This is a genomic window from Chryseobacterium sp. GQ58, from assembly GCF_059758895.1.
In genome coordinates, this window is sequence record NZ_JCAXEH010000003.1 from 688,641 (window position 1) to 707,662 (window position 19,022).

Here is a 19,022-nt window from a genome sequence, read left to right on the forward strand (position 1 = left end):
ATGTCAAAACAAAACTGGCAAAAAATCTATCTCGACTATTCCCCGAAGCTTTTGGGGATTTGTCGAAGATATATCGCAGATTTACAGACTGCGGAAGATATTTTGCAGGATAGTTTTATGAATGCTATTCAGAAAAATCATCAGCTTAAAGATGAAAAAGCTTTATTTGGCTGGCTCAAAAAAATCGTTGTAAATAACGCTTTACAGTATTTGAGAAAAAACTCTAAAGAACTTTTCGTCTCCACAGAAATATCCGAAATCCCAGAACCTTTGCCCGAAATGAATACTTTTGCCACGGAAAAAAATCACGTTTTAGCATTTGATTTTACAAAAGAAGAGCTGCTGAAATCAATCGACAGTTTACCCGCTCATCACAAATCTGTTTTTAATTTATATTTCATCGAAAATCATTCTCATGCGGAGATTTCAAGGTTACTGGGAATTACAGTTAACACTTCAAAATCACATTTATTAAGGGCAAAAAAAACAATTCAAAAATATTTGATCAACAATTTCGTTAATCAAAACACTCCAAAAAACAAAAAGAAAATCACCCAAATATTAGTCTTTTTCGGACTTGGCGGATTAGCTTGGGCGCAGACTTTTCAAGGTAAATTTTTGGATTACAGTATTTCACCTTCAAATGCGTTTGAGTTTTCTAATGATTTTAATACAAATAACTTTTCGACAACACTTTCAACGCAAAGTTTTAAAAAGAAATTGATTATTACGGGTACAATTTTATTCACTTTAATCATTTCAATTTTAATAAGAAAAGGAAATAATAAGCATCATTTACAACCTTTTTCCGCAGAAAAACCTTCATTAAATATTGTAGAAAAAAGCGATCTCAATTATAATTCATTTTCAAATAATCAACCCAAAGAAAATGAAAAAGATTCTGTTAAAAATTTTAAAAAAAACAATTCAAAAGATCAAAAGCTAGTTTCCATTGAAGTAAAAACCGAAGAAAAAACAATAAAAGATTCAGCAGAAAAAAGTCCTAAAAAAGTAATTATTGTAAAGAAAATCATCCAAAGAGACACTATCTTTATCGAAAGAGAAAACTAATATCCGAAACATGCTTTTCAGAAATCTACTTTACGTTTTTACCCTTCTGACATTAGATTTTGTTCAGGCGCAAAGAACGAAAACAGACACGGTTTATGTCTACGAAAAAGTAATTGTTTATGATACAATATATTTAGAAAAAGCAATTAAAAGAGATTTTAAAGAGGTAAATATTTCAAAACCAAGCTTAAAAGAACCGATAATTAAAAATCATACTTTTAAAATTGAAAATGAAAATGAACTGAGAAAAAAAGTTGCATTATCAAAATTTCATTTCGGAATTGAAGCAGGAATTGGATTAAAGAACAGCAGCTGGGCAGAAGAAATCGCTGATAAACAACAATTTGGGCAAAATATTGGAATTTGGACATCCAAAAATATTGTCACAAATTTATCTTTGATGCTTTCTGCGAATGTTTATCATTGGGATTCTACTTTTGATCTTGACGCCAACAAAGAAGAAACATTTTTAAATGGATTTTACTTCACGGAAGACGATCAGCCGTTGCTTTTTCAAAGATTTAATAATAAGCATTTTGAATATACTGCTCAATTAAAATTAATTTACGAATGGAAAAACATTCGTCCTTTTGTTGGTTTTCTCGCTAATCAAAACACATATAAAATGCAGTTTTTAGTTCCTGAAAACAACATTCTCAAGAAACTTGATGATTTTAAAACTAAACAAATCAATTATGGCTTTTCGTTCGGAATTCAATATAGAGTTTTTACAAGATTTTTAATTATAATCGATTATCAAAAGTATCTGATGAAAAATTTATCTTTAAAAAACAGCTCATTTGATTTTGACATTTTTAAGACTAATAATACCTTTGCTGAAAGAAAAATCAATTTTGGAATTTCCTATTTTATTTCTAAATAAATTCTTTCAAGCAGCAAACTTATGATTTATTTCAAATTTCCTTTTGACGAAAACATCTATTCAACAGACGAAAAATCAGATGAAAAATCAGTAATTTTCGAGTCTTTTGATCAATCTGAGACCATCAATTTCAAAGGAAATATCACCAAAATAAAGGATGAAGATTTTACAATTACAAGTGCTTCGCTAGCAAACGACAATACCAAATATATTGCTGAAACAAAAGAAGAATATTTAAATAAACTCCAGGAAATCATCGAAATAATAAAGGAAAATCAGCTTCCTAAACTGGTTCTTTCACGAAGAAAAATTTATACTGATTTCAATGAAATAGACCTAAAAGAAAGTTTTGAAAATTTATGTCAAACTTATCCAAATGCTTTCAGATATATTTTTATTGATGAAAAAAATGCATGGATTGGTGCTTTTTCTGAAGTTTTAGGGAAATTCAATAAAGTAACTCACGAATTTGAAACGATGAGCATTGCGGGAACCATTCCTGTTGCTGAAAGCTGGTCTGAAAAAGAAATTGAAGAACAGAAGCCTGTTTCAGCTTATATTCGCAATGTTTTGGAGAAATTCAAAACTTCGAATGATATTTATGAATCTGAAACTTACGATCATATTTCAGGAAATATAAAACATTTAAAGACTGATTTTAAGCTTACAATAAATCCTGAAGATTTGGATTCTATTATTACGGAACTTCATCCGACGCCTGCAGTTTGCGGTATCCCGAAAGAGTTTTGCATAGAAATCATTGCAAAAAAAGAAAAATTTCCCAGAGAATTGTATGCAGGATTTATCAGGATTGAAACAGTTCAATATATACAATATTTTGTGAATCTGCGTTGTGCAAAATTATTCAAAAACAGTGTTCATTTATTTGTCGGAGGCGGAATCACTGCTCAAAGTAACCCGGAAAAAGAATGGAACGAGACAGAACTTAAGTCTGAAGCGGTTTTAAAAAATTTAATGATATCATAATTGTATTATTTTAAAAACAAAAAAAGATGCTTTGACTCGCAAAACATCTTTAAATATTAGTAAATAGAAATTAAATCTATTATTTTTTCCCGACCTTGCTCCAAGTATTGAGCACAAAAAGTAAAACAATACCAATAAGCCCGAAGCCAATTGACATTACAAATTTCATATTATCTTCTGACAATATATCTGAATTCCAATCGATTGCATAAATATTAATGGCAATAACTACGGCAAATACTATTAAAAATACTTTATAAAACTTCTTCATGACTCTTAAAAATTAATATAATTCTGCACCAATTGTGCAAAGTTTGCAATAAATAATTTAATTGAAATCGCCAAAAGGATAATTCCGAAAACTTTCTGAAGAATTGATAGAGTTGCCTCCCCCATTTTCTTTTCCAGCCATGGCGCAGATTTCAGCACCAAATATACGAAAATTGTATTGAGAATGATACCCAAAATGATATTGATATCATGAAATTCTGCACGCAGTGACAAAGTCGTAGTCAATGTTCCAGCACCGGCTACCAAAGGAAAAGCGATAGGAACAATAGATGCTGCTTTTGCTTCGGTTGTCTTATTAATCTCGATTCCTAAAATCATTTCTAAAGCAATAATAAAAATAACAAATGCACCGGCAATCGCAAAAGAATTAACATCAACACCGATAAATTTTAGTATTTTATTTCCTACAAATAGAAAAACTATCATGATCAATCCTGCCGTGATTGATGCTCTTTTCGCTTCGATTTGTCCAAACTTTTGCTTTAAACTTACAATAATAGGAATAGATCCGATGATGTCGATCACCGCAAAAAGCACCATAAAACAAGTCATCGTTTCTTTAAAAGAAAAATCCTGAAGAATTTCCATGTGTATAATTATTAATTTCGCAAAATTATAAATAAAAAATGATTATTTACTAATTTGAGAATATAAATTAACAATATCTTTAAGAAGATCATTGATTGCTTCTTGCGATTTTACAGGAGTGTATTTTTCAATCTGAATTCTTTGGGTAAGATTCCTGTACTCTTCCGCGACAGAATTTCCTTTATAATTTTCAAGAAACAGCCTGAAATCATCTTTTGAGCTTTGAAAATACTGATTTCTGACTTCAGAATCCAACTCATCAACCGCAGTAAAGAATTTATCAAAATCCTGATCATTATTAAGGTTTTCAAGATAGCTGAAATAATCTTCCACATCGGTTTTCAGGCTTTCGCGAATTTCTTTTTCTGTTTCAGCAACAGAACCTAAAGGTTTTGGAGATGCTTTTTCTTTAATTTTAATTCGCTTTTTTTGCCAATTTTTAAATAATATATACAGAATAAACAATCCAAAAAGTATTCCTGCATTAATAAATAATGCACGCCAGTTGAATCTGCTTTTCTCTTTTACTTTAAATGATGTAGTTTTTAAAACCGGACTGTTTACCGTTTCAAGGAAAGTATTGGTATATTCATTCACTTTTTCAACCGTTGAGCGCGCCTGCAAAACCTCATCATGTGAAAAAGCGGTAAGCTTGAGATTTTCCTGACCTAAATTTACATATTCTTTTTCTCCAGGATTAAAAAAAGCAAATTCTTCGGTTTTAACATCAATATTTCCGGCTTTATTGGGAATTAAGACATAATTGGCAAGAACATAACCTTTGATTCCTTCTGTTCCGGGCTGTACTTTTGAAGTTATTTTTGGCGCAAAAACTTCATAATCGGGAGAATTTTCGATTTTTGGTAACTCCAAATCTGTAAGATTTCCTTCACCGGAAACTTTCAGAACTACATTTACAGGCTTTTTGGCTTCTATTTTTTCTTTTGAAATACGGTAAACGTCTACTTTAAAATTTCCGACTGCATTTTTAAAAGATTCCGGCGAACCTTCAGGAAGCTTCTTTACATTGAGCTTTACTTTATTGGAAACTATTTTATTTTTATTGGAATACGAATTTACAGATGCCGAAACTGAAGGCACCTCAACAAATCCCGACTCGTTTGGAAATACCATAAACACAGCCAAAATCTGCGAAGGCATATTTCCGTAACCTGAAGGATCAATGTCTGATCTCTTAAAGTTGACAGGATGTACGTCGATATTTTCGTTTTGTGGAAGGCTAATATTTTTAACCTTTCTTAGATTATCTATATTTTTTGAATAAACTCTTAAAACCGCGATTGTAGACTGATTTTGATAGACTTCTCTTTCATCGATCTCCATGTTGAGATACACATCATTATCTACATTTTTGGCAATCGTTTTTTTCTCAATATCACGAATAAAGATATCAAATGGCTCCGTTTTATAGATCTTGTTATTAACGGTCACCAATACTGAACCTATTTTGATTTTACCTTTCTGTTTGGGTTCAAGTGCAACTCTTGTAATGTACTGTTCAATGGCCGTATTAGAATCCGGATCCATGAAACCCTGACTGTAAGATCCGCTGCCAATAATATTGAATTTGGATAAATCCGGAAGCTGGATTTTGCTCTGCTGAACAAGATTGCTGCCATTAAGTTCTAAAACAATCGTAAGATTTACAACTTCTTTACCATTGTAATCGCTTTTATCAGGCTTCATAGAAAGTTCTACCTGTCCGTAAGCAATCACGGAAGCGAGGGTAAATAATATGTAAATAAATTTTTGCTTCATCACCAATCTTTCTCGTTGCTTTCGGGCATCGAATAAGAATCTTTATTTAAAATTCTTTTGGCGGTTTCTTTTTCTTTTTCGCTTACTTTATTCAATATTGCGTTTTCAAGATCTTTAGGCATTTTGCCTTGGTTATTTTTGTTGGGATCAGGATTATTTGGGTCATCTCCTTTATTTTTCTGTCCATTTCCCTGATCCTGACTCGGATCTTTAGGATCACCTTCCTGATCTTTATTTTTTTGCTGATCTTCGCCTCCACCGCCTTTGCCGGATTTATCTTCCTGGTTTTTCTTTTGTTGATTTTCTTTTTCCTTCAATTTGGCAATTTCAAAATTTTTCCTTGTTGCCTCGTTGTAAGGATCTTGTTTTAATGATTGTTTGTAATAATCAGCTGCTTTTTCGGGCTGATTCATCTGCATATAAGTATTCCCTAAATTGTGCAATGCCGCTGCCTTATCCGGAAGTGTCTGAGAAAGATTCTGAGCTTTTTCAAATTCAGCTTTTGCTTCTTCATACTTTTTGCTTTTATACAAAGCATTTCCCAGATTGTAATGAGCCGTAAAATCTTTTTCGTTGGATTTTATAGCTTCCATGTATCTTGACGATGCGCCATCATAGTCTTTACCTTTAAATTTCTGGTTACCTTCATATACCAAAGTCTTGTAGCTTTTTTGTCCCCACAGAGAACTTGGGAATATGAAAACAAGAATTAACGATAAAAAAATAAATTTAGTATTCATCTATTGCAAAATTATCCCTTTATATGTTAAGAAACAGCGTCTTATTTGTTAAAGTTGGGTTAAAGTATAAATATCAGAAATTCATTAAACATTAAAATCTCTTTTAGGATTAAAAAGAAAAATGATAAGAAAAAACAATATAGAAACAGCCAGAAAATATTGATAATAATGGTTGGCGTTTTGAGATTTGACTAAAGTTTCCGTTGCAGAAGATTTTTTGTTGAGCGCTTCAATAATTTTATCGGGCGCCTCATTGATATTGTTGCCGTCAATATAGCTTCCACCGGTAGATTCGGCCATTTTAGTTAATGCTTCGGTTTGTCTTTTTGAAATAACGGTTTGCCCATTCAGATCATTTTTATAACCCATCAATTGCCCGAACTGATATTCCGGAACCGGTGCTCCTTCATCTGTGCCAATGCCTACCGATGTCACAATTATCCCTTCTTTATTTGCCAGTTTTATCGCTGCATTGTCGTTCCCTTCATTATCTTCTCCATCACTCAGCAAAATCACTTTTCTTGAACCTTTATTAATATCTTTAAATTTACTTACAGCAGTTTCCATCGCCTTCAGGAAATCTGTTCCCTGAATTTTCATTGAATTGGTTTCCACACCGCCAATATACGTTTCTGCTGATGCGTAATCCGTCGTTAAAGGCATGATCGAAGTTGCCTGTCCGGCAAAAATCACAATTCCCACTTTATCATTTTTCATCTTCTGCATCGTATTGATCATCAGATTTTTTGCTCCTGTCAGTCGGCTTGGTTCAATATCTTCAGCATTCATAGAATTGGAAACATCCAGCATAAAAATTACATTATTTAATTTCTGATTGCTTGTTACTTCTTCCGAACCGCTTAAAAGATCAATAATTGAAAAAATTAAAAACAATGCAGCTAAAAAATATAAAGCAGGAAAAACCTTTACAAATCCCGATTTTTTCTCAAACAAAACTTCATGAAAACGACTGTCTGCAAATACTTCTCGTCTGCTTTTTTTCCATTTCAGATATCGAACCAGAAAAAAAGACAAAACCGGCAAAAGCAGCAGCAACAATAAGTACCAATAATTCCCTAAATAAAAATCCATCAGCTTAAAAATTTATATAATACCCATCTTAATAACGCATCAAAAACCAGCATTCCCAACGCAATCCAAAGGAAAATTTTAAAATATTCTTCAAAATTGTAAAGCTTTGAAACCTTCACATCAGATTTCTCGAGTTGATTGATTTCAGCATAAACTTCTTCCAGACTGCTGTTTGAAGTCGCTCTAAAATATTTACCGCCTGTAAACTGTGCAATTTCTTTTAAAGCAGGCTCATCAATCTGAACTTCGGTTTCCGTAAAAATCAGATCTCCAAAAATATCAACTTGTGTAGGCATCAGCGCATAACCGTTGGTCCCGACGCCGATGGAATATACTTTAATATCATTGCTTTTTGCCAGCTCGGCAGCAATTTGCGGCGGAATTGCATTTTCCACATTGTTGACACCATCCGTCATCAGAATGATAATTTTACTTTTTGCTTTGCTGTTTTTAAGATGATTTACTGCCACAGAAAGCCCTTCACCAATTGCAGTTCCGGGATACAGCTCGGTCGTATTGAGGTTTTTAAGCTCATCAATAACAACCTGATGATCTGAAGTGACAGGAACTTTGGTAAAAGCTTCAGCAGCATAAGTAACAACGCCAATCCTGTCATTCGGACGTTTTTCCACAAACTGTATTGCAATGTCTTTAAGTGCCGTCAAACGGTCTGGCGACAGATCTTTGGAAAGCATACTCAGCGAAACATCAACCGCAAACATAATATCAACACCTTTCGTATCGTCTCTGTCCTGAGAAACCGTAAAAGTTCTCGGTCTCGCCATCGCAATAATCAAACAGGAAAGAATGATATATTTTGAAATTTTTAATAGAAATAAAACAGGAAGAATTCCGCTGTTGGCGTTCATATTTTCTACGCTGGGCACTTTGATGCCTTTCACTTTTTTTCTGCTTATGTCCCTTATCAACAAAGGAATAAACAACAAAAAAAGAAATAAAAACCACGGACTGTAGAATTCAAAATTAAACATCTTTTCTCAGGTTTTCAAATTCCAGATCCTTTGATGATCTTTTCACAAAGTCTTTGATTTCGTTGTAATCTTTTTCCATGGTTTGCTGATCAGGAAAAGTTTTGGCAAATTTCACCAGATCGCCTCTCAAAAATACATCTTCAACTACTTTTTCATTGTCTTGCGAAATCGTATTATTTTTCTTCATCAGCTGAACCAAATCATCCGTAAGCAAAACGTCTGCAGGAATTTTGTATTGTTTAGCAATAAATTTTCTTGAAATATCAATCAGTTCCACATAAAAGGAACGGTAATTTCCTGCTTCGATATATTTTTTCTTTTTTAATGATTCCAATTCTTTTAAAGTCTGATTTGTGGCAACAACAGGCGAAGTTTTTGCCTTTCTTCCATATTTTACCAACAGTATAATGGCAATAATCAAAGCGATCAAAGCCAATGCTGCCAAAACATACCATTTATAAAGTTGCCAGTAATCTTCGACTTCCAACTTTACCTCTTTATTGCTCATGATATCATTAATTTCGTCACCTTTTTGAGCAGTATTGATGACTTCTATTTCGTAAGGAATTGTTTTTAAAACCCTATCTCCTACTTTAAATTCAAGCTCAGGAATGGTAAAAGTGCCTTCTTCATAAACAGAAAATTCTATTTCCCGCTCGTAAGTATTTGCAGTGATGCTTACGCTGTCTTTAATTTCTTCAAAATGAAAAGGAAGCAGCTCATTTTGTGGCGCTGCAATCACCGCATTGCTTCGAAGATTATCAATTTTAATAACAAGATGATTGATCTCACCAAGCGCCAGAGTTTTCTTGTCAAGGTTTGACGAAAGTATCTGTGAAAAAACATTTGCACAGATTAAAAAAGATATTAATAATAGTATTTTCTTCAATTTTATCATTAAATTTTTAATGAATTTTTATTTTTAAGTTTGTCATTTCGACGAAGGAGAAATCTATATAATTTAGATTCTTAACTACGCTTCATTCAGAATGACATAATTGTCCTAATTTTTACTTTTTCTGAAAATAATGATACAGCAATTTTGAATAATCTTCACCTGTACTGATATTCATAAAGCTTGCCGAGCTATTGGCAAAATCTTCTTCCAAAGCTTTTATTTTTTGTTTTTGAGCTTCAGCAAAAGTGTATCTCCATCTTGCGTTTGAAGTATTTACCCAAACTTGTTTTCCGGTTTCAACGTCATTAAAAAGAGTATATCCTACATCCGGAATTTCGTTGTCTTTTTCATCAAAAACCCTCATTCCCAAAAGCTGATGTTTTTTTGAAGCCACACGCAACATTTTAGAATCATAAGAATCTCCAAAATCTGAAAGCAAAAATATCAGCGATTTTCTTTTAAAAATTCCCATCATATATTCCAAAGCCTTGTCAATGTGCGAAACAGCAGGAATATAATCTGCGGTAAGAATATTGCTGATAATCGATAAAATATGTTTTTTGCCTTTTTGTGGCGGAATTACTTTGTACACTTTGTCCGCAAACAAAATCAAGCCTACTTTATCATTATTTCCAGCCGCTGAAAAGCCTAAGCTTGCTGCAATTTCTGCAACATATTCTCTTTTGAGCTGGGTTTTCGTTCCATAATCCATTGAAGCAGAAATATCAACCAAAATCATCATGGTCAATTCTCTTTCTTCTTCCATTACTTTTACAAACGGTTCGCGGAAACGAGCGGTTTTATTCCAGTCGATTCTACGTATTTCATCACCAAACTGATACGGCCGAACTTCGGAAAACGTCATTCCCTGTCCTTTAAAAGCACTGTGATATTGCCCCATCAAAGAAGCTTCCGTCTTCTTTCGGGTACGGATTTCTATTTGCTTTACTTTTTTTACAATATCTTTTATCTGCACATTTTAATTTTAAGGTTGAAAAATGTTTTAAAAAATTCTTCCCACTTCTAACTTTTAAATTCAATCGAAACATTCAACCATTCATCATCAAATTTCGGACTGTATTTTTTATAAAAATTAATGGCCGGCTCGTTCCAGTTTAAAACTTGGAAAACCATTCCGCTGTATTGATTTGATTTTCCGTATTCTAAAGTTGCATCAAACAATTTTTTGCCGATTTGCTTTCCCCGCATATTTTCCGTCACCACCAAATCTTCCAAATATAATCTTCTTCCTTTCCAGGTTGAATATCTATCGTAATATAATGAAATTCCAACGATTTCACAATTTAATTCAGCTACAAAAGCTCCCCAAACAGGAGATTTTCCAAAACCGTCTTCTATAAATTGTTCTAAATTTAAAGTAACTTCATCTAAAGCCTTTTCATAATCAGCCAATTCTTTGATCAGCTTCAGCATTGATGCGCAATCTTCCCGAACAGCTTTTCTAATAATCACTTCGCTCATTACGGCGCCTGAATTTTCGCTAAAATCCTGTCAACAATTTCTTCAGTTGAAATTTCCTCTGCTTCCGCCTCAAAAGTCAGTCCGATTCTGTGTCTCAATACATCTTTAGCCAGTTCTTTCACATCTTCAGGAATCACAAATGCTCTTCCTCTCAAAAACGCATACGCCCTTGAAGCAATCGCTAAATTGATTGAGGCTCTTGGTGAAGCTCCGAAACTAATATAATTTTTAAGCTCAGAAAGTCCATAAGTTTCGGGATAACGCGTTGCAAAAACCATATCAAGAATGTACTTTTCAATCTTTTCGTCTAAATAAATTTGATTGACAATAGATTTTGCTTCGACAATATTTTCCAATGAAATAACAGGCCTGATTTCCGGCTGATGAGAAGTAGAAACCATTCTCATTACTTTTCTTTCGTCTTCCAGCTTAGGGTAATCAATTTTGCATTTCAGCATAAAACGATCACTTTGCGCTTCCGGTAACAGATAAGTTCCTTCCTGATCGATCGGGTTTTGTGTTGCCAATACCAAAAAAGGTTTCGGTAAAATCATGGTTTCATCACCAATGGTCACCTGCTTTTCCTGCATCACTTCCAAAAGAGCCGACTGTACTTTTGCCGGCGCTCTGTTGATCTCATCCGCAAGCACAAAATTGGCAAAAACAGGACCTTTTTTTATAGAAAAATCGTTTTCTTTAATATTATAAATCATTGTCCCCACAACATCAGCAGGAAGAAGATCGGGCGTAAACTGAATTCTGGAAAAATCACCATGTACAGCTTCTGCAAGGGTTTTTATCGCCAAAGTTTTTGCCAATCCGGGAACACCTTCAAGTAAGACGTGGCCGTTGCCCAAAAGCCCGACCAAAAGCCTGTCTATCATATATTCCTGGCCTATAATTGCTTTATTGATTTCCTGCCTCAGAAGTGAAAAGAAATAATTCTGTTCTCTTACTTTTTCCGTGAGCTGACGAATGTCTTCCGCTTGATTTAAATCTGACATAGTTTAAATTAAATAATTGGTAAATTTCTGATAAATAATTACACAAATCAACATAATTAACGTTGTTTTTTAGTTAAAATTTGTTAAACATTCTTACAGATATGAGAGATTCGGAATGGTTTAAATCATAAATTGAATTTAATGAAAGCATCAAACTCATAAAAATATATAAATTTTACTTCAAACACCTCTCCAAAAATTGTCATTTTCAGTTTATTAAACTATTTTTGGTGATTAAAATTTTGTAAAATGAATTATCATTTTCAAGCTCACAGACAAGTCAGAAAAAATCTTTTGGATATTTTGCAGGAGACTTCGCATGAAGATCTTTTACTAATTCCGGATGGTTTTAATAATAATCTTTACTGGAATATTGCCCATACCGTTGCCACGCAGCAGCTTTTGCATTATTATCTGAGCGGAAACCCTTTCAGAATCGATAAATACTGGATTGAAACGTATAAAAAAGGAACAATGCCCAATCTGAATGTTCAAAAATCTGAAGTTGAAGATTTAGCATTTTTATTGACGGAAACTTCCAAAATTTTAATGAAAGATTACGACAGCGATTTTTTTTCAGACTATACACCGTACACCACAAGTTTCGGAATGGATCTTAAAAGTATTCAGGATGCAATTATTTTCAACAATATACACGAAAGCCTGCATTATGGATATGCGCTGGCACAAAAAAGAGCAATTTTAGGAGAAAGAGGAAGATAATGTGAGTTTTTTGTTCGCAAGTCAAATGTCAATTGTGAATATTTGAACATATAATTTCACACAATAAAATTGACATTTTGCAATTCACTATTTAAAATAATAAAATGACAGATAAAAAAGACGATTTTATTTTTGGGCTTCGTCCTGTATTAGAAGCTATTGAAGCAGGAAAAACAATCGATAAGATCTTTGTGCAGAATGCATTGCAGGGAGAAATTTATGCAGAACTGAAAACGATTTTAGCTAAAAATAAAATACGTCCCAACTATGTTCCGATAGAAAAACTAAACCGTTTTACACGGAAAAACCATCAAGGTGTGGTTGCATTTATTTCAGATGTGCCTTTTCACAGAGTTGAAAACATTATTCCGGAACTTTTTGAAGAAGGAAAAGTACCTTTTATTTTAATTTTGGACAGATTGACTGACGTGAGAAATTTCGGCGCGATTTGCAGAACAGCAGAATGTGTAGGAATTCATGCAGTTGTGATTCCTGAGAAAGGCGGTGCGCCGGTAAATTCGGATGCGATAAAAACCTCTGCAGGAGCAATGTACAATATAAAAATCTGTAAAGAACCTAATTTGGCTCACGCTGTAGATTTTTTACAACAAAGCGGAATTTCTGTATTTTCGGCAACTGAAAAAGCTCAAAAACTGATTTACGATGTAGATTTCACAGAACCTTGCGCCATCGTGATGGGAAATGAAGAAACAGGAATTTCAAAAGAAGTTCTTCATCATTCTGACGAAAAAATAAAACTTCCGATCGAAGGAAAAACACAATCATTAAACGTTTCTGTTGCTTGCGGAGCGATTTTATATGAAGCCATGAGACAGAAACTGGTGAAAATTAATTAACAACATTTAAAAAAATTCAATGAAAAATATTGCAGCATTAGCGCTTATCTCTTTAGCCATCTTTTCTTGTAAAAAGGAAACCGCAACGATAACAAAAGTAGATCCGAAAACAGGAAAAACAATCACCGTGGAAGTTCCTGCGGATTCTGTTGCCGAAGTAAAAGAAAACCCGGCTATCAAAGATTCTTTGGGAGTTTTCACACAGACTTTCAAGCTTGAAAAAGGAAAAACTTATCCTTTAACAACTTATCAGAGAGATGTAAAAACAATGACTGATCCGCAAGGGAAAACATTGAACGGAACGAGTGAATCTACAGATGAAATGAGCTTTACGGTAAATGACGTTAAAGGAGATGTTTACGATATTACCATTAATCTGATTGGAAAAAGAAATTCGCAAAGTGCCGACGGAAAAACAATCGTGGTAGACACCAAACTTCCAATTCCTAAAGAAGATAATCTTAAAATGATCTGGAATGTGAACCGCGCTCTTACCGGAAACAAGCTGAACATGAAGATGGATACTAAAGGAAATGTGATTTCTATTACAGGTTTTGATGCCGTTTATACAAAAATCTCTAAAGCAATCTCCGGTCTTGTGAAAGATGCCAATCAAAGAGCAAGCGTTGTAGCAAGCCTTAAAGAAAGCTTTAATGAAAAAGTATTGAAAGATCAGTTTGCAAAAAATTTGACGATCATTCCTAAAAAAGGCGTGAAAATCGGAGAAAAATGGTCTACAAGTGAAAGCGCCGATGAAAGCGGAAAGTTTAAAGTAACGTCAAATTACGTTTTAAAAAGCGTAGGAAACGGTATTGCTGAAATTTCTGTAACCGGAGGAATTCCTAAAAAAGAAGAGAAAAAATCTCAAGGCGAAATGACACACAGCATGAGCAGCGAGCTGGCTCAAAACGGAACCATTAAATTTGATCAGAATACAGGCTGGATCACCAACCAAAACATCAATGTAAAAACTACACAAATAGAAACAATATCAGACGGAAAACAATCGCAATCGATGAAAAGTGTTTCCAACTCATCGGTGATGGTAAATCCTTCCGCTAAATAACCGAAGTTTATTAAATTAAAAAAATATGAAATTCATTTTTGAGTTAATACTCGCTACTATTATTATTTTCTTTGTATGGAATATTTTAAAAAGAGTTTTTTTCAGAGCTTTTTACAAATACACAGGTTTTAAACCTAATAATAATTCTCAGCAAGACCTAAAAAACTCAAACACGAATATTGAAAAAAAAGTAAACTGGGACGCAGAAACAGTTGACTACGAAGAAGTAAAGGAAGATAAATACAAAAAATAATTTCCCGGCAATAAAGATAATAACCAAATGGCGAAAAATAAAAACTTAATTTATATTGCAATTTCTATTGTTGCATTCTTAGTTTTAGCATTTTTATATTCCACTCCTGTTTTTACGGGAAAGCAGCTTTTTCAGCATGATATCGTTCAGTATCGGGGCGGCGCAAAAGAGCTTATTGATTACAGAGCCAACTACGATAAAGAAACTTATTGGAGTGATTCTATGTTTGGTGGAATGCCAACTTATCAAATGGGAAGCCGTTTTGAAGGTGATATTATTAAAAAACTCGACAGTTATCTGAATATTTTACCAAGACCTGTCAATTATCTTTTCATGTTATTTGCCGGATTTTTCCTGCTTGGAATGGTTGCTGTCCGGAATTGGAAATACGCGCTTCTTGGTGCTACTTTTTTTGGGCTTTCCACTTATTTTTACATCATTATCGCTGCAGGACACAACGGAAAAGTCAATACTATTGAATATTTTGCGCCACTTTTAGCCGGAATTTTATTGGTTTACATCCGCAAAAAATACGTTCTCGGTTTTATCGTTACCACTCTTTTCTTCGGATTACAGGTTGCGGCCAATCATCCGCAAATGACTTATTACCTGTTTTTAGGCTTGGGATTTTTATTTTTATCAGAATTGATCAGAGCGATTCAGAAAAAAACTCCGATGAAACATTTTTTAATTTCATCGGTTATCATAGGTTTTGCTTTAATTATAGGTGTCGGAATGAATTCTCAAAGAATCATGGCCAATTCCGAATATATCAAAGAAACGGTAAGAGGAAAACAGATTTTAAATAACGAAACACACACCGCCGGAAATTCCGGAATGGATAAAGAAAGCATTCTGATGTGGAGTTACGGTAAGCTGGAAACTTTAAACCTATTCATTCCGAGGTTGATGGGTGGCGGAAGCCAGGAACCTGAAGCTGCCGAAATGATGGCTAAAATCCAGGAATTGGTTCAGGAAAATGTAACGTCTCAGGCTGAAATGGACAGAGTTTCAAAAGGCTTCGGTGGAGTAACCTATTGGGGCGATCAACCTGGAACTTCGGGGCCGGCTTATCAGGGAGCAATTGTTTGTTTTCTTGCTCTTTTAGGATTCTTTTTTGCTTCAAAAAAATATCGTTATTGGATTTTAGGAGCAACCATTCTGACTATTTTGTTGGCTTGGGGAAGCAATTTTATGATTTTGTCGGATTTCTTTATCGATTATGTTCCTTTTTACAGCAAATTCCGAGCGCCTTCTTCAATTTTGGTTGTTGTGGAATTATTGTTTCCACTAATTGCAATTATCGGATTGTACAGATTTTATAAAGACGAAAAACTGGAAGAAGATTACAAAAAGAAAATTCTGACTTATGTGAGCGGTGGAGTTTTAGGTTTTCTGCTAATTTTATTAATTTTTGGAAAGTCTTTATTAGGTTTCCATACAGATAACGAAAAAACTTATTTACCGCCTTTCTTGCTCGATTATTTAACGGAAGAAAGATTCAAGTTATTTAGAATTGATGCGATAAAAGCATTTATTTATGTCGGAATTACAGCCGCAGTTCTTTTCTTTAGTTTAAAACAAAAACTGAATCAGAATATTGCTTTAATTATCATCGGATTGGTGAGTTTGTTTGATCTTTGGTCGGTAAACAAACGCTATTTAAATGATGAAAATTATGTAGATAAAATTTTTGCCGAAAACCCTTTTCAAACAGAAGGTTCAGATTATTTAGCTGAAAAAGTAGGTGACAATCCGAACTTGCAATCTATTCTGGCAAGCATTCCTGTCAATAAAACGTTGGAAACCATTGCCGAAAAAGACAAAAAACATTACAGAGTTTACAACCAGATTTTAGGGGTAACGGCCGAAACCAATACTTCTTATTTTAAATCTTCGATTGGTGGATATCACGCTGTAAAATTGAGACGTTATGACGATTTGTTAAACGAATATATTTCAAAAGTTGACAGCGTAAAAACTCCAAAAATCTTAAATCTTCTGAATACAAAATACATGATTTTCGGTGATCCTCAACAGCCGCAGGTTGTTCCGAATCCTAACGCCAACGGAAATGCATGGTTTGTAAGTGACCTGAAATTTGTAAACACTCCGGATGAAGAAATTGAATCGATTGGTACTATTGATTCTAAAAAAACGGCGGTTATCAGTGTTACTGACAAAGAGTATTTTAAAAACAAGCCTGTACAGCCGGATTCTACTGCTTCCATAAATCTGACAAAATATGAACCCAACGAGTTAGAATTTAAATCTCAATCTAAAACTCCACAATTGGCTATTTTTTCAGAGATTTATTATCCTCACGGCTGGAAAATGTTTGTAGACGAAAAAGAAGTTCCTTACATTAAAGCAGATTATTTGCTTCGGGCAGTACACGTTCCTGCAGGCGAACATAATATCAGAATGGTTTTCGAACCGCAAGTTATCGAAACAGGAAAATGGATTTCTTTACTTTGCTTCGGATTATTCATTGCATTAAGTGCTTTCGGGATTTTCTGGTTGTATAAAAATAAGAAGAAAGAAGTTTTAATTGAGGAAGAAGGCTAAGATTATACAATGTCATTCTGAACAAAGCAAAGCGCAGTGAAGAATCTCTATCCTGATCACATTCTTACTAATTCAGAATAACAAACACAATGAAAACTTTAGGAACTCACAATTATTACGTTTACATATTGACAAACAAAATAACAGTTTTATACACTGGAGTTACTAATGATTTGAAAAACAGATTATATGGGCATCAAAATCCAGAAGCTATTGACAAAAATTTCACTTCAAAATACAAGTGCTTTTATTTAATATATTTTGAGCAATTTAATGATATTGACACAGCAATAAGCAGAGAAAAGCAAATAAAAGGCTGGACGAGAATTAAAAAAGATAGTTTAGTTGTCTGAATTCAATCCTAATTGGAAATTTTTGAATGATGATATTTAATGAGATTCTTCATTACGCTTCACTTCATTCAGAATGACAACACATTTTAAACAATGCAAGAAAAAAAAATCCTTATCATCACTTATTACTGGCCGCCAGCGGGAGGTCCGGGAGTTCAGCGATGGTTGAAATTTGCAAAATATTTACCTGAATTTGGTTGGAAACCCGTGATTTTCACACCAGAAAACCCAAGTTATCCGTTGCTGGATGAAAGCTTAATAAAAGATATTCCCGAAAATTTAGAAATTATAAAAACTAAAATCTGGGAACCTTATCAATTGGCTGAAAAACTGAATAAAAGTAACAAAAAATTTAAAGCCGGACAGTTTGATGTCGGCAAAAATCAAAGCTGGAAATCTAAACTTTCAATCTGGGTAAGAGGAAATTTTTTCATTCCCGACGCAAGAGTTTTTTGGGTAAAGCCTTCCGTGAATTTTTTAGAACAATATTTAAAGGAAAATAAAATTGATGTTGTGGTGACTTCAGGACCGCCGCATTCTTTGCATTTGATTGGTTTAAATTTAAAAAAGAAACTTCCCGATCTGAAATGGATTGCAGATTTCCGTGATCCTTGGACGGAAATTTCATATTACAAACATCTAAAACTTACCGGAAATTCCGACAAAAAACATCGTCAATTAGAAAGTGAAGTTTTTAAAAACGCAGACATCACTTTGGCTACAAGTTATACCGATGCTGAAAATTTTCGTAAAAACGGAGCCAATGCAATTTGTATCACAAACGGTTTTGATGAAAGCGACGCTTCAACTCCACTCAGCGTGACAAATGAAAAAACAAAGTTTACTTTAAGTTATATTGGAGTTTTAGAACAGTTAAGAAATCCGGAAAATCTTTGGAAATCACTTAACGATTTGGTAAAAACAAATGTTGATTTTGCTAAAAATTTCAGTGTGAAATTTGTTGGAAGAATTGATGATAAAATTCTTAATTCTATTGAAAATTCAAGCCTTCAAAATCATATTGAAAATCTCGGCTATCTTTCTCATGACAAAGCTCTTCAGGAAATGGCGGATTCGTCGTTATTATTGATTACCAATTTTCCGAATGATTCTTCAAAAGGAATTATTCCCGGGAAAATATTTGAATATTTGGCGACTGGAAAGCAAATCATTTCGTTTGGCCCAAATCAGGCTGATGTTTCCAAAATTTTAGAAGAAACAAACGCAGGAAAACATTTCGGTTATAATGATTCGGAAGCAATTAAAAGCTTTATTTTAGAAAAATTTGAGCTTTGGAAAAATGGAAACCTTAATGACAGCATCCAAAATATAGAAAAGTTTTCAAGAAAAAATCTCACGAAACAATTAGCGGAAATTATAAACTCGCTTTAGAAG

At 33.7% G+C, this 19,022-nt stretch carries 20 protein-coding genes; 10 read left to right on the plus strand and 10 right to left on the minus strand.

All coding sequences use genetic code 11. The features are described from left to right. From AC6CHK_RS11120 to AC6CHK_RS11130, 3 genes are read left to right on the plus strand one after another with little or no spacing between them, the layout of a single operon-like run. Entirely contained in the window at positions 1 to 1,071 is a 1,071-nt protein-coding gene (locus AC6CHK_RS11120; RefSeq protein WP_498096087.1) for an RNA polymerase sigma factor, read from the plus strand. Between the two features lie 10 nt (positions 1,072 to 1,081). Then, on the plus strand, positions 1,082 to 1,954 hold the full coding sequence (locus AC6CHK_RS11125) for a hypothetical protein (protein ID WP_498096089.1): 873 nt from the start codon (positions 1,082 to 1,084) through the stop codon (positions 1,952 to 1,954). A 21-nt stretch (positions 1,955 to 1,975) separates the two neighbouring features. After that, positions 1,976 to 2,941 carry a chorismate-binding protein gene (locus AC6CHK_RS11130; protein ID WP_498096091.1) on the plus strand — a complete coding sequence of 322 codons (966 nt, stop codon included), beginning with the start codon at positions 1,976 to 1,978 and terminating at the stop codon, positions 2,939 to 2,941. A 79-nt stretch (positions 2,942 to 3,020) separates the two neighbouring features. On the opposite strand, the gene AC6CHK_RS11135 is transcribed toward AC6CHK_RS11130, so the two are convergent. From AC6CHK_RS11135 to AC6CHK_RS11180, 10 genes are all read right to left on the minus strand, one after another. After that, positions 3,021 to 3,212 carry a hypothetical protein gene (locus tag AC6CHK_RS11135; RefSeq protein ID WP_498096093.1) on the minus strand — a complete coding sequence of 64 codons (192 nt, stop codon included), beginning with the start codon at positions 3,210 to 3,212 and terminating at the stop codon, positions 3,021 to 3,023. 5 nt (positions 3,213 to 3,217) lie between these two features. Then, positions 3,218 to 3,820, minus strand: a complete 603-nt coding sequence (locus tag AC6CHK_RS11140; protein WP_498096095.1) for a MarC family protein — start codon at positions 3,818 to 3,820, stop codon at positions 3,218 to 3,220. A gap of 42 nt (positions 3,821 to 3,862) precedes the next feature. Beyond that, a complete protein-coding gene (locus AC6CHK_RS11145) occupies positions 3,863 to 5,599 on the minus strand; it encodes a BatD family protein (RefSeq protein ID WP_498096097.1) in 1,737 nt (578 codons plus the stop codon). Beyond that, entirely contained in the window at positions 5,599 to 6,339 is a 741-nt protein-coding gene (locus tag AC6CHK_RS11150; RefSeq protein ID WP_498096099.1) for a tetratricopeptide repeat protein, read from the minus strand. Before AC6CHK_RS11150 ends, AC6CHK_RS11145 begins: the two co-directional genes overlap by 1 nt. Before the next feature lie 84 nt (positions 6,340 to 6,423). Continuing rightward, complete coding sequence (locus AC6CHK_RS11155) at positions 6,424 to 7,431, minus strand: vWA domain-containing protein (RefSeq protein ID WP_498096100.1); 1,008 nt, start codon at positions 7,429 to 7,431, stop codon at positions 6,424 to 6,426. Then, positions 7,431 to 8,423 carry a VWA domain-containing protein gene (locus AC6CHK_RS11160; protein WP_498096102.1) on the minus strand — a complete coding sequence of 331 codons (993 nt, stop codon included), beginning with the start codon at positions 8,421 to 8,423 and terminating at the stop codon, positions 7,431 to 7,433. The genes AC6CHK_RS11155 and AC6CHK_RS11160 overlap by 1 nt, the downstream gene beginning before the upstream one ends. After that, the gene (locus AC6CHK_RS11165) at positions 8,416 to 9,312 is read right to left on the minus strand and encodes a BatD family protein (RefSeq protein ID WP_498096104.1); all 897 of its coding nucleotides are present in this window, start codon (positions 9,310 to 9,312) and stop codon (positions 8,416 to 8,418) included. Before AC6CHK_RS11165 ends, AC6CHK_RS11160 begins: the two co-directional genes overlap by 8 nt. Before the next feature lie 121 nt (positions 9,313 to 9,433). Further along, on the minus strand, positions 9,434 to 10,297 hold the full coding sequence (locus AC6CHK_RS11170; protein WP_498096106.1) for a DUF58 domain-containing protein: 864 nt from the start codon (positions 10,295 to 10,297) through the stop codon (positions 9,434 to 9,436). 47 nt (positions 10,298 to 10,344) lie between these two features. Then, positions 10,345 to 10,803, minus strand: a complete 459-nt coding sequence (locus AC6CHK_RS11175) for a GNAT family N-acetyltransferase (RefSeq protein ID WP_498096108.1) — start codon at positions 10,801 to 10,803, stop codon at positions 10,345 to 10,347. After that, on the minus strand, positions 10,803 to 11,807 hold the full coding sequence (locus AC6CHK_RS11180) for an AAA family ATPase (RefSeq protein WP_498096110.1): 1,005 nt from the start codon (positions 11,805 to 11,807) through the stop codon (positions 10,803 to 10,805). The genes AC6CHK_RS11175 and AC6CHK_RS11180 overlap by 1 nt, the downstream gene beginning before the upstream one ends. Before the next feature lie 249 nt (positions 11,808 to 12,056). On the opposite strand from AC6CHK_RS11180, the gene AC6CHK_RS11185 reads away from it, so the two are divergent. The 7 genes from AC6CHK_RS11185 (at position 12,057) to AC6CHK_RS11215 (ending at position 19,019) form a co-directional block, all read left to right on the plus strand. Then, a complete protein-coding gene (locus tag AC6CHK_RS11185) occupies positions 12,057 to 12,530 on the plus strand; it encodes a DinB family protein (protein ID WP_498096112.1) in 474 nt (157 codons plus the stop codon). Positions 12,531 to 12,634: 104 nt separating this feature from the next. Next, positions 12,635 to 13,387, plus strand: coding sequence for a 23S rRNA (guanosine(2251)-2'-O)-methyltransferase RlmB (rlmB, locus tag AC6CHK_RS11190; RefSeq protein WP_498096114.1), 753 nt, complete (start codon positions 12,635 to 12,637; stop codon positions 13,385 to 13,387). Between the two features lie 19 nt (positions 13,388 to 13,406). Further along, entirely contained in the window at positions 13,407 to 14,453 is a 1,047-nt protein-coding gene (locus AC6CHK_RS11195; protein WP_498096116.1) for a DUF6263 family protein, read from the plus strand. Positions 14,454 to 14,478: 25 nt separating this feature from the next. Next, the gene (locus tag AC6CHK_RS11200) at positions 14,479 to 14,706 is read left to right on the plus strand and encodes a hypothetical protein (protein ID WP_498096118.1); all 228 of its coding nucleotides are present in this window, start codon (positions 14,479 to 14,481) and stop codon (positions 14,704 to 14,706) included. A gap of 27 nt (positions 14,707 to 14,733) precedes the next feature. Beyond that, positions 14,734 to 17,274: a YfhO family protein gene (locus tag AC6CHK_RS11205; RefSeq protein ID WP_498096120.1), complete on the plus strand. Its 2,541-nt coding sequence runs from the start codon at positions 14,734 to 14,736 to the stop codon at positions 17,272 to 17,274. 89 nt (positions 17,275 to 17,363) lie between these two features. Further along, on the plus strand, positions 17,364 to 17,627 hold the full coding sequence (locus AC6CHK_RS11210; RefSeq protein ID WP_498096122.1) for a GIY-YIG nuclease family protein: 264 nt from the start codon (positions 17,364 to 17,366) through the stop codon (positions 17,625 to 17,627). Between the two features lie 93 nt (positions 17,628 to 17,720). Then, entirely contained in the window at positions 17,721 to 19,019 is a 1,299-nt protein-coding gene (locus AC6CHK_RS11215) for a glycosyltransferase family protein (protein WP_498096123.1), read from the plus strand. Positions 19,020 to 19,022 lie beyond the last annotated feature (3 nt).

Bases quoted from the DNA above. Each gene is read 5' to 3' on its own strand.
- AC6CHK_RS11120 (WP_498096087.1), top strand. From the start codon at position 1: ATGTCAAAACAAAACTGGCAAAAAATCTATCTCGACTATTCCCCGAAG.
- AC6CHK_RS11125 (WP_498096089.1), top strand. From the start codon at position 1,082: ATGCTTTTCAGAAATCTACTTTACGTTTTTACCCTTCTGACATTAGAT.
- AC6CHK_RS11130 (WP_498096091.1), top strand. From the start codon at position 1,976: ATGATTTATTTCAAATTTCCTTTTGACGAAAACATCTATTCAACAGAC.
- AC6CHK_RS11135 (WP_498096093.1), bottom strand. From the start codon at position 3,212: ATGAAGAAGTTTTATAAAGTATTTTTAATAGTATTTGCCGTAGTTATT.
- AC6CHK_RS11140 (WP_498096095.1), bottom strand. From the start codon at position 3,820: ATGGAAATTCTTCAGGATTTTTCTTTTAAAGAAACGATGACTTGTTTT.
- AC6CHK_RS11145 (WP_498096097.1), bottom strand. From the start codon at position 5,599: ATGAAGCAAAAATTTATTTACATATTATTTACCCTCGCTTCCGTGATT.
- AC6CHK_RS11150 (WP_498096099.1), bottom strand. From the start codon at position 6,339: ATGAATACTAAATTTATTTTTTTATCGTTAATTCTTGTTTTCATATTC.
- AC6CHK_RS11155 (WP_498096100.1), bottom strand. From the start codon at position 7,431: ATGGATTTTTATTTAGGGAATTATTGGTACTTATTGTTGCTGCTGCTT.
- AC6CHK_RS11160 (WP_498096102.1), bottom strand. From the start codon at position 8,423: ATGTTTAATTTTGAATTCTACAGTCCGTGGTTTTTATTTCTTTTTTTG.
- AC6CHK_RS11175 (WP_498096108.1), bottom strand. From the start codon at position 10,803: ATGAGCGAAGTGATTATTAGAAAAGCTGTTCGGGAAGATTGCGCATCA.
- AC6CHK_RS11180 (WP_498096110.1), bottom strand. From the start codon at position 11,807: ATGTCAGATTTAAATCAAGCGGAAGACATTCGTCAGCTCACGGAAAAA.
- AC6CHK_RS11185 (WP_498096112.1), top strand. From the start codon at position 12,057: ATGAATTATCATTTTCAAGCTCACAGACAAGTCAGAAAAAATCTTTTG.
- rlmB (WP_498096114.1), top strand. From the start codon at position 12,635: ATGACAGATAAAAAAGACGATTTTATTTTTGGGCTTCGTCCTGTATTA.
- AC6CHK_RS11195 (WP_498096116.1), top strand. From the start codon at position 13,407: ATGAAAAATATTGCAGCATTAGCGCTTATCTCTTTAGCCATCTTTTCT.
- AC6CHK_RS11200 (WP_498096118.1), top strand. From the start codon at position 14,479: ATGAAATTCATTTTTGAGTTAATACTCGCTACTATTATTATTTTCTTT.
- AC6CHK_RS11205 (WP_498096120.1), top strand. From the start codon at position 14,734: ATGGCGAAAAATAAAAACTTAATTTATATTGCAATTTCTATTGTTGCA.
- AC6CHK_RS11210 (WP_498096122.1), top strand. From the start codon at position 17,364: ATGAAAACTTTAGGAACTCACAATTATTACGTTTACATATTGACAAAC.
- AC6CHK_RS11215 (WP_498096123.1), top strand. From the start codon at position 17,721: ATGCAAGAAAAAAAAATCCTTATCATCACTTATTACTGGCCGCCAGCG.